Origin of the sequence: Pseudomonas sp. LG1E9, from assembly GCF_003290225.1 — a bacterium.
GTDB classification, from domain to species: domain Bacteria; phylum Pseudomonadota; class Gammaproteobacteria; order Pseudomonadales; family Pseudomonadaceae; genus Aquipseudomonas; species Aquipseudomonas cyclaminis.
In genome coordinates this window covers 224,329-239,834 of sequence record NZ_CP029983.1, presented here as the reverse complement: position 1 = coordinate 239,834, position 15,506 = coordinate 224,329, and the positions used below count along the sequence as shown (strand labels likewise).

The following is a 15,506-nucleotide window of genomic DNA, read 5'->3' as shown; positions in this document are numbered from 1 at the left end:
GCTATTGGTCTTTGCGGGCGGGGCGAGGATACTGGCCGCCGTTTCCCGTGACCCTGAGCCACCATGACTTTTAAAAAAATGACGGTTGTACTGTTGGCCTGCCTGGCAGTGTCTGCCTGCGGTGGCGTCGATCCGAATTCGCCCCTTGGCCAGCGCAAGGCGATCTTCAAGCAGATGCTCAAGACCGGTGAAGACCTGGGCGGCATGTTGCGTGGACGCATTCCGTTCGACGGCGCGAAATTCGCCGAAGGCGCGGTCAAGCTCGATGCGTTGTCCCATGAACCATGGAAGCATTTTCCGAGCGTGCGCGAGCAAGATCACACCAGCGCCAAGGATGACGTGTGGCAAAAACAGGCGCAATTCCAGCAATTGGCTCGCGACCTGGAAGCGGCCACCGGCGAGTTGGTGATCGCCAGCCAGGTGCAGCCCTACAAGGCCAGTAACCTTTCGCCTGCCGTACAGAAAGTCGAAGACGCCTGCAGTGCCTGCCATAAACAGTTTCGTGACCACTGACCGGTTTTACTGGTCGAGTTCTTCCACGGCGTCCTGCAGTTCCTTGCGGGACTCGGCGAGTTTGTCCTTACGTTTGTTGATCTTCTCCGAGTCGCCTTTTTTCATCGCCTTGTCGAGGTCGGCCTGACGGCGGCTGACCTCGTGCTTGGCGTCGAGCACTTTGTTTTCCCGCTCCTTTCTCAACGAGGCGTCGGTGCAGTTGGCGGTGACTTCGCTCAAGGCTTTTTCCAGGCCGGCCTGTTGGGCGCTGTTGCCGTGGGCCTTGGCTTGTTCGATCTGGGTGCTGATGGCCTGGCGCTTGGCGGCGCAGCCGGTGAGTTGGGGGGCTTCTTCAGCGGCCAGCAGTGGCGTGGCCATGAAGCTTGCGACGGTCAGCAGGGCAAAAGGGGCGAGGAATTTCATGTGGAGCTCCAGGGTCGCAAAGTGCAGGGTGAATTCTGCGGTGGTTTAAGGGTGGCTGGGCGGGGTTTAAAACCCGTCTATTCCTGCCACGCGTAATGTTTCAGCCAAAGCCAGTACTTGTGGATCGCGGAAAAAAGCGCTCAGTTGCGCTGCACGCCCCGGACCTATGCCATCGATGGCCAACCAGGCCTGGGTATCTCTGGCGACCAGCGTCTGCCAGTTGCCCTCCAGATTGCTGCGGGCCGCAGGCGGCACACCCAAGGCTTTGAGCCATTGTGCAAAGGGTCGTTGCCGAGCGCTGTGAAGGCTGTCGAGCAGTCGTGCGCGGCTGCGCTCACCCAAGCCATCAATGTTAGCAAGCTCTGTCGTATCCAGGGTTAACCAATCGAGAAAGCCTGCGATTAGACCGGCCTGGATCAATATGTTCCATGTCTCGCGACCCATGTGCGGCAACGCCAGGCCCTGGTTGCCGCTCAGCCAGGTCAGGCGTGCGAGCAGCTGTTCTTCGCAGCCTGGGTCCAGTTGCCAGCAACTCAGGGCGTGAAAGTCCTGCGGGTCGGGGACAGGAAGGTCGATCCGTTTGGTATTGCGCAGGATCACCTGGTCCAGTCGCGGGATCACTTGGCCTGCCAGGCTGATGGACACCTGGTCGCCAGGGCGAATATCCAGCGCCTGCCAGCGTTTCAGCGAGCCGGCGCTGACCCGGCTGATCTGTCGGTCGTCCAGCCGCACTGGCTCCAGTTCCAGAATCGGCGTTATGCGCCCCGTGCGGCCGATCTTGAACTGCACCTTGCGGACCAGGGCCAACGCCCTGGAAGCGGGGTACTTCCAGGCGACAGCCCAGTAGGGTGCGCTGACTTGCCAGCGCTTGGCGGGCACCTGTGATGCCTGATGCAGTACCACCCCGTCGCTGGCGAAGGGCAGTGTGTGGTTGTACCAATAGGTGCGCCAGTGCGCGGCTTCGGTGATCGTCCGGGCGGGCTGGCTATAGCGCTGGCTGTCGGTGAAACCCCAGCGTGCCAGGATCGCCAGGCGTTCGGTAAAAACGGCCGGGCCGTCCGGCCAGGCCCAGACAAACAGGCCGATACCGGCGGCGTCGGCGTTACTCAGCTGCCGGCGATTCATCAGGCCGGCCACCTTGCTGCGGGCATTGAGCCCGCCCAGGGCCGATTGCACGTGGTCGTCGAGGCGCCAATACAGCTCGCCTTGCAGCACCACATCGATGGGCTCCGGCAGTTGCTGGACAATGCCGGGGATCCTGCGGGCGGAGGCTGACCAGTCCTGGCCGAGAGTGCCATCGCCGCGGCTGATCACCTGCTTCAAGCGGCCCTGACGGTACACCAGCGTCACTGCAACGCCGTCGACCTTGGGTTGGATCCACACGTCGTGTCGGGTGTCCAGCCAGGCGCCGACGGCCTGTTCATCCAGGAGTTTTTCCAGGCCGGTATGCACAACCGGATGTGGCAAGGTGCCCCGAGCGCTAGCCAGTGGGTTATCAGGTTTCGAGGGGGTTGGAGGGACGCATTGGCGCCAATGGGTCAGGCGCCGGCGGGCCTGGTCGTAGAGCTCATCATGGACGGGGGATTGGCCGAGGCGGTGGTAGCTGTCATCCCACAGGCGGACCTGTTCGGCCAGGGTGTCGACCTGTGTCCTGGCCTCGTCGGGGCAGTCTTCGGCCGATGCCAAGAAGGGGAACGTGCTGAGTAACAGGGCAACCAATAAACGCATCATGAGCATCCTTGCTCGGAAAGGGTGCCCAGCCTAAATGAACCTCACGGCCACAAAAAAGCCCCGACAGTGCGGGGCTTTTTACCGGGTGTTTCTACTTACTTGAACAGACCGCCCAAGGCTTTCACGGCATCCGGCTTATCAGCCTTGGCCTCTTGGGTTTGCTGCTTGGCGTCGGCTTTGGCCTGGGCCTCGGAAAGTTTGTCACAACCTTTGTTGATCTGGTCTTGCGCCGCTTTGAAGGCCTTCACTTTCAAGGTGTCTTTGCTGGCTTCGGCCGCATCGATCTTGGTTTGCAGGTCTGCGGCTTGTTTTTGGCAGTCGCCGGAGTTGCCGCCGCCCAGCTGGGAGGTCAGGGCGCCACTCAGTGCGCTCAGGTCAGCGGCGTGGGCCGGCAGGGCGAACAGGCTGAGCAGAAGGGCAGCAGGGGCGAGCGTGGAGATGCGCATGAAAAACCTCAATGTTCGATTGCCTGTGCACGTGTCTATCCCGGGCTGGCGCAGGTCAATATCCAGATAAGGTTAGAGGGCCCGAGAGGGCGCGGATTCTAGAGGGCCATCATTGGGCCTGCAAGGTTTGGATCCAAAAAATGTGAAAGGGGTCGCGCAGGCCATAAAAAGCCCCGCCGGGCGAACCCGGCAGGGCTTTTGGGTGCAGCGCGTGCTTACAGGCCGGCGGCGGTGCGCAGGTCGTTGGCGCGGTCGGTTTTTTCCCAGGTGAACGTGGTGAAGGTGTCGTCGCCGACAGTCTTTTGCGCAGGGGTACGACCGAAGTGGCCGTAGGCTGCGGTTTCCTGGTACATCGGGTGCAGCAGGTCGAGCATGGTGGTGATCGCGTACGGGCGCAGGTCGAAGATCTCACGCACCAACTTGACGATCTTGTCGTCGCTGATCTTGCCGGTGCCGAAGGTATTCAGCGAGATCGACGTAGGCTGGGCCACACCAATGGCGTAGGACACCTGAATTTCGCAGCGCTCGGCCAGGCCAGCCGCAACGATGTTCTTGGCCACGTAACGACCGGCGTAGGCGGCCGAACGGTCAACCTTGGACGGATCTTTACCGGAGAACGCGCCACCGCCGTGACGCGCCATGCCGCCGTAGCTGTCGACGATGATCTTGCGACCGGTCAGGCCGCAGTCGCCCACCGGGCCACCGATGATGAACTGGCCAGTCGGGTTGATGTGGAACTGGGTGTCTTTGCTCAGCAGTTCGGCCGGCAGTACGTGCTTGACGATCAGCTCCATCACGCCTTCACGCAGGTCGGCGTAGGACACGTCAGGGTTGTGCTGGGTCGACAACACGACAGCGTCGATACCCACCACCTTGCCGCCTTCGTAGCGGCAGGTCACCTGGGACTTGGCGTCCGGGCGCAGCCAAGGCAGCAGGCCGGATTTACGCGCGTCGGCCTGACGTTGCACAAGCTGGTGCGAGAAGGTGATCGGTGCTGGCATCAGCACTTCAGTTTCGTTGCTGGCGTAGCCGAACATCAGGCCTTGGTCACCGGCACCCTGGTCTTCTGGCTTGGCACGGTCGACACCTTGGTTGATGTCCGGGGACTGCTTGCCGATGATGTTCATCACACCGCAGGTCGCGCCGTCGAAGCCGACGTCGGAGCTGGTGTAGCCGATCTCGGTGATCACGTCACGGACGATCTGCTCCAGGTCAACCCAGGCGGTGGTGGTCACTTCGCCAGCGATGATCGCTACACCGGTTTTCACCAGAGTCTCGCACGCCACGCGGGCGAACTTGTCTTCAGCAATGATGGCGTCCAGCACCGCATCAGAAATCTGGTCGGCGATTTTGTCCGGATGCCCTTCAGACACGGACTCGGAGGTGAAAAGGGAGTATTCGCTCATCTCGATGTTTTCCTGATATTACCGATGGTGAGTGTCGCCAGCCGGTCGCTGAAAATGGCGAACCTGGATCTGGAAACCATTACGTAAGCCTACATAGAGGCTTTCCCCGGGAACGAGCCCCGCAGCGGTGGCCCAACGGGCCAGATCGTCCTGTTCAAAACCCAACCAGAGATCACCGCAGGCCTCCCTGGCCCAATTCTGGTTGTGGCTGCATAAATCCGTAACCAACAGGCTACCGCCGGGGTGCAGCAACCCGGCCATTTGCTTTAATGCGTCGGCGGGAGCGGCGAAATGGTGCAAGACCATGTTCAGCACCACGCAGTCGGCCTTGATCAGCGTGCCGCTCAAGGCGTCAGCCAGTTGCAGGGTCACATTGCTCAGCGATTCACGCTCGCACAGCTGTCGCGCCAGTTCGAGCATCGCCGGGCTGTTGTCCAGCGCGGTCACCTGATGAAAGCGGCGCGCCAACTCCGGCAGAAAACCGCCATCCCCAGGCCCGACTTCCAATGCCGTCGCCTCATCACTGAAGCTCAGCTTGTCCAATAGCGCCAGCACGCTGTCGCGGTACTGCGGCAGGCCGGCAATCAGGTCTTGCTGCGCACGAAACTTCTCGGCCACCCGTGCGAAAAAATCCTGACTCGCCGCTGCGCGTTGCCCGTGGACCTGGCCGATGCGCGACTGTACGTCGGTTGGCAGGCTCAGGTTGTCCACTTCTTCGAGCAGGGCGGCGTGCAGCTTGCCGCCGAGCAGGTCGGTGTGGGGCAGGGCGCGGCGGTAAAAAATTGCATTGCCTTCGCGGCGCGTGGCTACCAGGTCGGCCTGGGACAGCACCTTCAAATGGTGGCTCATGCCGGACTGGCCGATGGCGAAGATCTGCGCCAGTTCCAGTACGCCGAAGGAGTCGTTGGTCAGCGCACGCAAGACGTTCAGGCGCAACGGGTCCCCAGCGGCCTTGCACAAGGCTGCCAGTTCATCGCCGTCGTCGGGACGCAGTGAGGGCACGGGTAGGTTCATAAGGCCAGCAGTCTAGTGACGGGTGCATATCCTCGCAAGGCCAATATCAAAAAGTTTTGATATTGATCGATAAGTGGCGGTTATAAGCCGCCGCTATAACCGTTAGACGAACAAGTTGCCGATTTCTGCAGGCGATTGCCGGCAACGCACAGGAAAAACAGCCTCAAGTGACTATCTGTCATTGCCCGCAGGCGGTGGCTGAGGGAAAATGCCGGTCCTTTTTTGCGTTTCTTTTTATTCACTCTTTATTCAAATCCTCAGGAGAACAGCGATGCCCAGCCGTCGTGAGCGTGCCAACGCCATTCGTGCCCTCAGCATGGATGCCGTGCAAAAAGCCAACAGCGGCCATCCCGGTGCCCCGATGGGCATGGCGGATATCGCCGAGGTACTTTGGCGTGACTACCTGAAACACAACCCGAGCAACCCGTCGTTCGCCGACCGTGACCGCTTCGTGCTGTCCAACGGCCACGGCTCGATGCTGATCTACTCGCTGCTGCACCTGACCGGCTACGACGTCACCATTGATGACCTCAAGAGCTTCCGCCAGCTGCACAGCCGCACACCGGGCCACCCGGAATTCGGCTACACCCCAGGCGTCGAGACCACCACCGGTCCCCTGGGCCAAGGCCTGGCCAACGCTGTTGGCTTCGCGCTGGCTGAAAAAGTCCTGGGCGCGCAGTTCAACCGTCCTGGCCACGACATCGTTGATCACCACACCTACGTGTTCCTGGGTGATGGCTGCATGATGGAAGGCATTTCCCACGAAGTCGCTTCCCTGGCCGGTACCCTGGGCCTGGGCAAGCTGATCGCCTTCTACGATGACAACGGCATTTCCATCGACGGCGAAGTCGAAGGCTGGTTCACCGATGACACGCCAAAGCGTTTCGAAGCCTACAACTGGCAGGTGATCCGCAACGTCGACGGCCACGATCCTGAAGAAATCAAGACCGCCATCGACACCGCTCGCAAGAGCGCGCAACCAACCCTGATCTGCTGCAAGACCACTATCGGTTTCGGTTCGCCGAACAAGCAAGGCAAGGAAGACTGCCACGGCGCCCCACTGGGTGACGCGGAAATCGCCCTGACCCGTGAAGCGCTGAAGTGGAACCACGGCCCGTTCGAAATCCCGGCTGACATCTACGCCGAGTGGAGCGCCAAGGAAAAAGGCCTGGCGACCGAAGCCGAGTGGGACCAGCGTTTTGCTGCCTACTCCGCCGAATTCCCAGAGCTGGCCAATGAGCTGGTGCGCCGCCTCGCCGGTGACCTGCCTGCCGACTTCTCGGAAAAAGCCTCGGCCTACATCGCCGAAGTCGCGGCCAAGGGCGAGACCATTGCCAGCCGTAAAGCCAGCCAGAACACCCTGAATGCCTTCGGCCCGCTGCTGCCTGAGTTCCTTGGCGGTTCGGCCGACCTGGCCGGTTCCAACCTGACCCTGTGGAAAGGTTGCAAAGGTGTCTCGGCCGAAGACGCCAGCGGTAACTACATGTACTACGGCGTGCGCGAGTTCGGCATGAGCGCCATCATGAACGGCGTGTCGCTGCACGGCGGCCTGGTGCCGTACGGCGCGACCTTCCTGATGTTCATGGAATACGCACGTAACGCAGTACGTATGGCCGCTCTGATGAAGAAGCGCGTGATCCATGTCTACACCCACGACTCCATTGGCTTGGGCGAAGACGGCCCGACGCACCAGCCGGTCGAGCAACTGACCAGCCTGCGTACCACGCCGAACCTGGATTGCTGGCGTCCAGCCGACGCGGTGGAATCCGCTGTGGCCTGGAAGCACGCCATCGAGCGTAAGGACGGCCCGTCGGCGCTGATCTTCTCGCGTCAGAACCTGCAACACCAAGTGCGTACCGACGCACAGATCGCCGACATCGCGCGTGGCGGCTACGTGCTCAAGGACTGCATCGGCGAGCCGGAGCTGATCCTGATCTCCACCGGTTCCGAAGTCGGCCTGACCGTTCAGGCCTACGACAAGCTGACTGCCCAGGGCCGTAACGTGCGCGTTGTGTCCATGCCGTGCACCAGCGTGTTCGAAGCCCAGGATGCTGGCTACAAGCAATCGGTCCTGCCGTTGCAGGTCAGCGCGCGTATTGCCATCGAAGCGGCTCACGCCGACTACTGGTACAAGTACGTGGGCCTGGAAGGCCGCGTCATCGGCATGACCACCTACGGTGAGTCGGCGCCGGCGCCAGCCTTGTTCGAAGAATTCGGTTTCACCCTGGAAAACATCCTGGGTCAGGCTGAAGAGCTGCTGGAAGACTAAGTCAGTCTGCGTTGTCTGTACTGGCGCTATCGCGGGCAAGCCCGCTCCCACATTTGGATCGCGGTCTAATGTGGGAGCGGGCTTGCCCGCGATGGCGTCAGAACATTCGACACCGAACTAACCTTGATCGAGAACCCCATGCCCCAACCGCGTCCCTACAAAGTTGCACTCAACGGCTACGGCCGCATTGGTCGTTGCGTCTTGCGTGCTCTGTTCGAGCGAGGGGCGGCTGCCGGGTTTGAAATTGTCGCGATCAACGATTTGGCCGACATGGCCAGCATCGAATACCTGACACGCTTTGACTCCACTCACGGCCGCTTCCCTGGCGAAGTGCGGGTCGAAGACGATTGTCTGCATATTAATGGCAACTGCGTGCAGGTCTTGCGCAGTGCCACCCCCGAAGGCATCGACTGGAAAGCATTGGGCGTCGACCTGGTGCTGGAATGTTCCGGTGTCTATAACACCCGCGCCGATGGCCAGCGTTTTCTCGATGCCGGCGCGCCGCGTGTGCTGTTTTCCCAGCCGATGGCCAGCGAGGCGGATGTCGACGCCACTATCGTCTACGGCATTAATCAGGATTGCCTGACCGGCGATGAGCTGCTGGTATCCAACGCTTCCTGCACCACCAACTGCAGCGTGCCGCTGTTGCGCCTGCTGGATCAGGCGATCGGCATCGATTACGTGTCGATCACCACCATCCACTCGGCGATGAACGACCAGCCTGTGATCGACGCCTATCATCATGAAGACCTGCGTCGTACACGCTCGGCGTTCCAGTCAGTGATTCCGGTGTCCACAGGTCTGGCCCGCGGCATCGAGCGCCTGCTGCCGGAACTTGCCGGGCGAATTCAGGCCAAAGCCGTACGGGTGCCGACGGTGAACGTGTCCTGCCTGGACATCACCCTGCAAACCGTCAGCGACACCGATGCGGTGGAGGTCAACCGGATTCTGCGCGACGCCGCCACCCGCGGCCCGCTCAAAGGCTTGCTGGCCTACACCGAGTTGCCCCACGCCAGTTGTGATTTCAACCATGACCCGCATTCGGCGATTGTCGATGCCAGCCAGACTCGCGTTTCCGGCCCCAGGTTGGTGAACATCCTGGCTTGGTTCGACAACGAATGGGGGTTTGCCAACCGTATGCTGGATGTTGCGGAACATTATCTGCACATCGCCTCTAAACAACCTCAACAACAGTAACTCAGGAACTGCGACCCATGACCGTGTTGAAGATGACCGACCTCGATCTGCAAGGTAAGCGCGTACTGATTCGCGAAGACCTCAACGTCCCAGTCAAAGACGGTGTTGTCACCAGCGATGCGCGGATCCGGGCTTCGCTGCCGACCATCAAGCTGGCCCTGGAAAAAGGTGCAGCCGTCATCGTCTGCTCCCACCTGGGTCGTCCGACCGAAGGTGAGTTCTCGGAAGAAAACAGCCTCAAGCCTGTAGCCGATTACCTGAGCAATGCCCTGGGCCGCAACGTGCCACTGGTGACTGACTACCTGGGTGGCGTTGACGTGAAGCCCGGCGACCTCGTGCTGCTGGAAAACGTGCGCTTCAACAAAGGCGAGAAAAAGAACAGCGACGAACTGGCCCAGCAATATGCGGCCCTGTGCGACGTGTTTGTAATGGACGCGTTCGGTACCGCCCACCGTGCTGAAGGTTCGACCCACGGCGTGGCCAAGTTCGCCAAGGTCGCCGCTGCTGGGCCGCTGCTGGCTGCTGAACTGGATGCACTGGGCAAAGCCCTCGGCGCACCGGCCCAGCCGATGGCTGCCATTGTGGCGGGCTCCAAGGTGTCCACCAAGCTGGACGTGCTCAACAGCCTGAGCCAGATCTGCAACCAATTGATCGTCGGCGGCGGCATTGCCAACACCTTCCTGGCCGCTGCCGGCCACCCGGTAGGCAAGTCGCTGTACGAGCCGGACCTGCTGGACACCGCCCGCGCCATTGCTGCCAAAGTCAGTGTGCCGCTGCCAGTAGACGTAGTGGTAGCCAAGGAATTCGCCGAAAGCGCCGCCGCTACCGTCAAACTCATCGCTGACGTTGCCGAAGACGACATGATCTTGGACATCGGCCCGCAAACTGCAGCCAACTTCGCCGAACTGCTGAAAGCCTCCCAGACCATCCTGTGGAACGGCCCGGTTGGCGTGTTCGAATTCGACCAGTTCGGCAAAGGCACCAAAGTGCTGGCAAACGCCATCGCTGAAAGCTCGGCCTTCTCCATTGCCGGCGGTGGCGACACTCTGGCGGCCATCGATAAATATGGCGTGGCTGACCGTATCTCCTACATTTCTACCGGTGGCGGCGCGTTCCTTGAATTCGTCGAAGGCAAAGTCCTGCCTGCCGTTGAAGTGCTGGAAACCCGAGCCAAAGGTTAAGGCCCGTGATCAGGAAAAGGAGCATTCCCATGATCAAGTCGTTGGCACTGGTGATCGCAGCGGGCCTTTTGGCCGGTTGCGGCAGCACGCCAAGCGCGGCGCAGCAGGCTGGAAAGCCGGCATCGCAGCAGAAAACGAGCTGCTACCAGGCGGACTGGCAAGCCGAGACCATGCCGGTGATCAACAAGCGCATCGGCAATGAGCGGCTGGAGAAATACGACTCCGCGCCCAACGGTCAGGAACAGGGTTGCCCTTGACGGGTCTGATCAACTAACCGACAGCATCGGCGGCCTTTGGCGCCGCTGCGAGGATTGGCAATGAAAGGCGTTTTCGCCCTGGCAGCCCTGGCCCTACTGGCCGGTTGCAGCAGCATGAACATGTACAACAAGGCAGAACCTGCCGACAAGTGGACCACCTGGACCTGCGACAGCAAGGCCGAGGTCAACTGGCGCTTTGCCAATGCGGCCAAATCCGAGGTGGATGTTCGCCTCGGTGGTTCCGATCAGGTTTACCGCCTTAAACAGGATGTTGCGGCTTCTGGCGTGCTGTATAGCAACGACCAATTGGCGTTTCACACGAAAGGTGAGGAAGGCCTGGTTTACTGGGTGGCTACCGACGATTTGATCGGGCGCGGCTGCAAAGCCCAATAAGCCTGACAGCAATAACGATTCAGCAGGCCAGGCATGCAAAACCTGACCGGCAATAACTTGAATAGCAGCCGCCGCTACGGCAGGCTTGCACGATTAACGACCCTCGACCGGGAGAGACAACACAATGGCACTTATCAGCATGCGTCAAATGCTGGACCACGCAGCCGAGTTCGGCTACGGCGTCCCAGCCTTTAACGTCAACAACCTTGAGCAGATGCGCGCCATCATGGAAGCCGCTGACAAGACCGACTCCCCAGTGATCGTCCAGGCGTCGGCCGGTGCGCGCAAATACGCCGGCGCCCCGTTCCTGCGTCACCTGATCCTGGCAGCCATCGAAGAATTCCCGCACATCCCGGTGTGCATGCACCAGGACCACGGCACCAGCCCTGACGTGTGCCAGCGCTCCATCCAACTGGGCTTCAGCTCGGTAATGATGGACGGCTCCCTCGGCGAAGACGGCAAGACCCCGACCGACTACGAATACAACGTGCGCGTGACCCAACAAACCGTGGCCCTGGCTCACGCCTGCGGCGTCTCGGTTGAAGGCGAGCTGGGTTGCCTGGGTTCGCTTGAAACCGGCATGGCCGGCGAAGAAGACGGCATCGGCGCCGAAGGCGTGCTGGATCACAGCCAGATGCTGACCGACCCGGAAGAAGCCGCCGACTTCGTCAAGAAGACCCAGGTCGACGCCCTGGCCATCGCCATCGGCACCAGCCACGGCGCCTACAAGTTCACCAAGCCGCCTACCGGCGACGTGCTGGCCATCGACCGTATCAAGGAAATCCACAAGCGCATCCCCAACACCCACCTGGTGATGCACGGTTCTTCCTCGGTCCCGCAAGAGTGGCTGGCGATCATCAACCAGTACGGCGGCGACATCAAAGAAACCTACGGCGTACCAGTTGAAGAAATCGTCGAAGGCATCAAGCACGGCGTGCGCAAGGTCAACATCGACACCGACCTGCGCCTGGCGTCCACCGGCGCAATGCGTCGCCTGATGGCCACCAACCCGAGCGAATTCGACCCACGTAAATTCTTCGGCGCCACCGTGACCGCGATGCGTGATGTGTGTATCGCACGCTACGAAGCGTTTGGTACTGCGGGTAATGCGTCGAAGATCAAGCCGGTATCGTTGGAAGCGATGTATCAGCGGTATTTGAAAGGTGAGTTGAACGCTAAGGTGAACTAAGCCTCAAGCGTCTAACAAAGAAGCCCGCAGCGATGCGGGCTTTTTTTGTCTGGGATTTGATCAGCTTGCAGGTGTTGAATAGAAACCCCGATGTTCAATCACCCGAAACACATCGCTCACGTCCTGCACCGGAATGCGTGCGGTATTGGCCACGTTATTCAAGTCGCGCTGGGCTGCGCAGCAGCCCCAACTTGGTCACCGCAGAATGCCAGAATCACTTGAGGTGAAGGTTTTGGGGCTGCTTCGCAGCCCAGCGCGGGACAAGCCCGCTCACCACAGAGTTAGGTGTCAGCCTTTAAGCATAACTATGCCGTTATCTCGGGCAAGCCCGGCTCCCACAGGAATCGCGGTGTGTTTAACAAGGTAGCTTCACCGAGGAATCGTCCTTGGCACCACCGGACACTTCACTCGTGATCTATATCCAACTTCGCAAACGTCACCTTCGCCCCTTCCTTGCTGTCCCCACTGTTGTCCTGCACATACGCGCCCGCCTTGAAATACAGCGGCTTGGCCGCCCAGGCCGCGCCGATGCGCTCGTTCCATTCACTGTCGGCGGCGTACACGCTGAGTAGCCCAGCCTTGTTGAGGTTGATCACGTAAGTGAAGCTTTTCTCCAGCGGCACATTGGACGCGACGATGATCACGCGGCTTTCATCTTCATCCGGGCGCATGCGCACTTTGGCGACGATGTTGCCGGTCTGGGTCTTTTCCTTGAACTGGTATTCGAGCTTGATCAGTGGTTTTTGGCTGTCATAGGCGTGGATCTGGCCAATGACGATCTTGCCGCTGGAGGGCACCTGGTTCACGGCCAGGGTGGCGCGCAGGAAGTTGTCGGCGTCGGGGTAGGTCCAGTTGCGCAGGCGGCCGTCGGCGTAGGTTTCGCGCAATTCACTGCGCGGGTAGATGGCGTTTTCGGTGCGGGTGCCGGTGACGGGGGTCCAGAATTGCACGTTGCTGCCTTCGGCCTGGAAATACTGGTCGTTGAAGCCGCTGAGCAGCTTTGGCGTGTCGATAGTCGCGGGGGGCGAGCCGACCGGAATGCTCAGGTTCCACGTGGAGAGGTCGATCATGGCGTTGGCCTTTTACAGGGGGTGACGGCTTTGGCCCAGGGGCCTGACAGGTTCTTTATAGGCGGTGGCCGTCCAGTTGTTAAACATTTGCTGGCAATTTATTGACGCCATAGGAATGCCAAAAAGCCATGTTTCCCATGAACCGTGGGCTGTAGAGGTTGACCGTTAGTCGGCTGACTGAACTTTGGCGCAATGATGGCATCCACGTCACTTCTGATTTTCAGGATCCGGGGCTAGAGTGAGGCCTTGATGTTTGTCCGGGTTTTCTGTCAGAAATGACCGGATTAGACCTAAGGAAGAGTCCCAGCATGGAATGCGCTCCACATCACGGCGATGGCAGTTCGGTTCTTCTGGTGGTCGATGACTACCCGGAAAACCTGATCAGCATGCGTGCGCTTTTGCAACGCGATGACTGGCAGGTGATCACCGCCGCATCCGGGATGGAAGCCCTGGAGTTGTTGCTGCTACATGAAGTCGATTTGGTGTTGCTGGATGTGATGATGCCCGGCATGGACGGCTTCGAAGTCGCGCGGTTGATGCGCGGCAGCCAGCGCACGCGCATGACCCCGATCATCTTTCTGAGTGCCAACGCCCAGTCGCCCGCCGCCGTGCTGGAAGGCTATGCCAGTGGTGCCATCGACTATCTGTTCAAACCCTTCGACCCGCATATCCTCAAGCCCAAGGTCCAGGCGTTGCTGGAGCACCAGCGCAACCGCCGGGCGTTGCAGCGCCTGAGCCATGACCTGGAGTCCGCGCGGGCCTTTAATGCGTCGGTGCTGGATAACGCCGCCGAGGGCATCCTGGTGGTGAGTGAGGAGGGCGTGATCGAATACGCCAACCCGGCGATTTCGCGGCTGCTCAACGCCACGATCCAGGAGTTGCAAGATCAGGACTTCCTGAGTTTCCTGCAAAAACCCCATGTGCCCGCCTGGCTGGACTCGCAGATGTACGCCGGCTATCGCAAGGGCGAAACCTGGCGTCTGCACGATGCGCTGCTGCGCACCCGCCGTGGCCAGCAGGTGCCGGTGGCACTGTCCTGCGCGCCGTTGCCCGCCGAGCAGAAGGCCATGGTGGTGACGGTGCTGGACATGTCCGAGGTCCGCCACTTGCATCAGCAGTTGGAATTCCAGGCCGTCACCGACCCACTGACCGGGCTGCTGAACCGGCGCGGCTTCCATCAGGCAGTGGAAAACACACTGTTGCGCAGCGAGCGCACGGAGCAGTCCCTGGTGTTGCTGTACCTGGACCTCGACGGTTTCAAGCGGGTCAACGATTCCCTGGGCCATGACGCCGGTGATCGGGTGCTGCGCTGGGTCTCGGAGCAATTGCAGGGCTGCCTGCGCTCCTACGACATTATCGGCCGCATGGGCGGGGATGAATTTACCGCGCTGCTGGAATTGGAATTCCCGGAGCAGGCGGCAAAGATTTCGGAGAAGCTGATCGAGCGCGTCTCGGTGTGCCAGCAGGTCGACGGTCTGGATGTGATGCTCGGCGTGAGCATCGGCATTGCGACCTACCCGGATTGCGGCTCGGATCTGAATGGTTTGCTGCGTGCGGCCGACATCGCCATGTACGAAGCCAAGCGCGCAGGCCGTCAGCAATATCGTTATTACGACCAGGAAATGAACGGCCGTGCGCGCTCGCGGCTGATGCTCGAAGACAGTGTGCGCACGGCGATCCAAAACAGGGAGTTCACCCTGGTCTATCAGCCCCAGGTTTCCCTGGCGGATGGACGCTTGCGCGGCGTCGAGGCGTTGTTGCGCTGGCAGCACCCCAGCGTCGGCGACGTGCCGCCAGGGCTGTTTTTACCGTTGCTGGAAGAGGCGCGGCTGATCAGCCAACTGAGCGCGTGGATTTATCAGCAGGTCGCTGCCCAGCGTCAGATGTGGCAAAGCGCCTTCGATGACGAGTTGGTATTGAGCGTGAGTCTGAGCAGCAGCCAGTTCAACATGCCCAACCTGGCGAACCAGTTGCAGCAGATGATGGAGCGGTATGGGCTGCAGACGCACCAGTTGGAGGTGGAAATCGGCGAAGACTGCCTGATGAGTAACCTGGAAGAGGCCGCCAAACAGCTTAAATTGCTGCGCCGCATCGGCGTACGCATTGCGCTGGATGACTTCGGCGCGGGGCAGTGCTCCTTGTCGCATCTGCGTGACTTGGCGTTCGACACCCTCAAACTTGACCCGCAATTGGTTGCGCGCCTGCCGGGTTCGGTGAGGGACACGGCGATGGCGCGCAGCATTATCGAGCTGTGTGGGCATTTTGATGTGGTCGTGGTGGCCGAAGGCGTGGAAACCCAGGAACAAGCTCAGTGGCTCAAGGCCCATGGCTGCCCGTTTATCCAAGGGCCGTGGGCGGCACAACCGCTGATGGCCGATGAAGTGCTCGACTGGTCTCGCGCCCGCATGCGCTGAATTCGCTACACTGGCGCCCATTCG

14 protein-coding genes and 1 pseudogene are annotated in these 15,506 nt (G+C 60.6%); 8 read left to right on the top strand and 7 right to left on the bottom strand.

Translation table 11 applies throughout. The annotated features are described in order from the left end of the window. The first annotated feature begins 63 nt into the window (after positions 1–63). Positions 64–513 (top strand): cytochrome c, encoded by a 450-nt coding sequence (locus DNK50_RS01275; RefSeq protein ID WP_099585796.1) that lies wholly within the window; start codon positions 64–66, stop codon positions 511–513. 6 nt (positions 514–519) lie between these two features. On the opposite strand, the gene DNK50_RS01270 is transcribed toward DNK50_RS01275, so the two are convergent. From DNK50_RS01270 to DNK50_RS01250, 5 genes are all read right to left on the bottom strand, one after another. Further along, entirely contained in the window at positions 520–915 is a 396-nt protein-coding gene (locus DNK50_RS01270) for a DUF1090 domain-containing protein (protein WP_099585795.1), read from the bottom strand. Positions 916–981: 66 nt separating this feature from the next. Further along, entirely contained in the window at positions 982–2,646 is a 1,665-nt protein-coding gene (gene ligB / locus DNK50_RS01265) for an NAD-dependent DNA ligase LigB (protein WP_112192644.1), read from the bottom strand. Between the two features lie 95 nt (positions 2,647–2,741). Continuing rightward, complete coding sequence (locus DNK50_RS01260) at positions 2,742–3,092, bottom strand: hypothetical protein (RefSeq protein ID WP_099585793.1); 351 nt, start codon at positions 3,090–3,092, stop codon at positions 2,742–2,744. Between the two features lie 215 nt (positions 3,093–3,307). Further along, on the bottom strand, positions 3,308–4,498 hold the full coding sequence (metK, locus tag DNK50_RS01255) for a methionine adenosyltransferase (protein WP_099585792.1): 1,191 nt from the start codon (positions 4,496–4,498) through the stop codon (positions 3,308–3,310). Between the two features lie 18 nt (positions 4,499–4,516). Beyond that, positions 4,517–5,512 carry a metalloregulator ArsR/SmtB family transcription factor gene (locus DNK50_RS01250; RefSeq protein ID WP_112192643.1) on the bottom strand — a complete coding sequence of 332 codons (996 nt, stop codon included), beginning with the start codon at positions 5,510–5,512 and terminating at the stop codon, positions 4,517–4,519. A 271-nt stretch (positions 5,513–5,783) separates the two neighbouring features. On the opposite strand from DNK50_RS01250, the gene tkt reads away from it, so the two are divergent. From tkt to fba, 6 genes are all read left to right on the top strand, one after another. After that, on the top strand, positions 5,784–7,781 hold the full coding sequence (gene tkt, locus DNK50_RS01245) for a transketolase (RefSeq protein WP_099585790.1): 1,998 nt from the start codon (positions 5,784–5,786) through the stop codon (positions 7,779–7,781). 138 nt (positions 7,782–7,919) lie between these two features. Then, entirely contained in the window at positions 7,920–8,978 is a 1,059-nt protein-coding gene (gene epd / locus DNK50_RS01240) for an erythrose-4-phosphate dehydrogenase (RefSeq protein ID WP_099585789.1), read from the top strand. A 17-nt stretch (positions 8,979–8,995) separates the two neighbouring features. Further along, positions 8,996–10,159: a phosphoglycerate kinase gene (locus tag DNK50_RS01235; RefSeq protein ID WP_112192642.1), complete on the top strand. Its 1,164-nt coding sequence runs from the start codon at positions 8,996–8,998 to the stop codon at positions 10,157–10,159. Between the two features lie 29 nt (positions 10,160–10,188). Next, positions 10,189–10,416, top strand: a complete 228-nt coding sequence (locus DNK50_RS01230) for a hypothetical protein (protein ID WP_099585787.1) — start codon at positions 10,189–10,191, stop codon at positions 10,414–10,416. Positions 10,417–10,476: 60 nt separating this feature from the next. Further along, positions 10,477–10,809 (top strand): MliC family protein, encoded by a 333-nt coding sequence (locus DNK50_RS01225; protein ID WP_112192641.1) that lies wholly within the window; start codon positions 10,477–10,479, stop codon positions 10,807–10,809. A gap of 124 nt (positions 10,810–10,933) precedes the next feature. Beyond that, positions 10,934–11,998: a class II fructose-bisphosphate aldolase gene (gene fba / locus DNK50_RS01220; RefSeq protein ID WP_099585785.1), complete on the top strand. Its 1,065-nt coding sequence runs from the start codon at positions 10,934–10,936 to the stop codon at positions 11,996–11,998. Between the two features lie 60 nt (positions 11,999–12,058). Here the strand turns inward: fba and DNK50_RS29040 are convergent. Both DNK50_RS29040 and DNK50_RS01210 read right to left on the bottom strand, forming a co-directional pair. Further along, positions 12,059–12,172 (bottom strand): annotated as a pseudogene (locus tag DNK50_RS29040) (fructose-bisphosphate aldolase); the annotation flags it as partial. Positions 12,173–12,402: 230 nt separating this feature from the next. Continuing rightward, positions 12,403–13,068 (bottom strand): polysaccharide lyase family 7 protein, encoded by a 666-nt coding sequence (locus DNK50_RS01210; protein WP_099585784.1) that lies wholly within the window; start codon positions 13,066–13,068, stop codon positions 12,403–12,405. Positions 13,069–13,376: 308 nt separating this feature from the next. On the opposite strand from DNK50_RS01210, the gene DNK50_RS01205 reads away from it, so the two are divergent. Then, positions 13,377–15,482: a bifunctional diguanylate cyclase/phosphodiesterase gene (locus DNK50_RS01205; RefSeq protein WP_099585783.1), complete on the top strand. Its 2,106-nt coding sequence runs from the start codon at positions 13,377–13,379 to the stop codon at positions 15,480–15,482. The last annotated feature ends 24 nt before the right edge of the window (positions 15,483–15,506 follow it).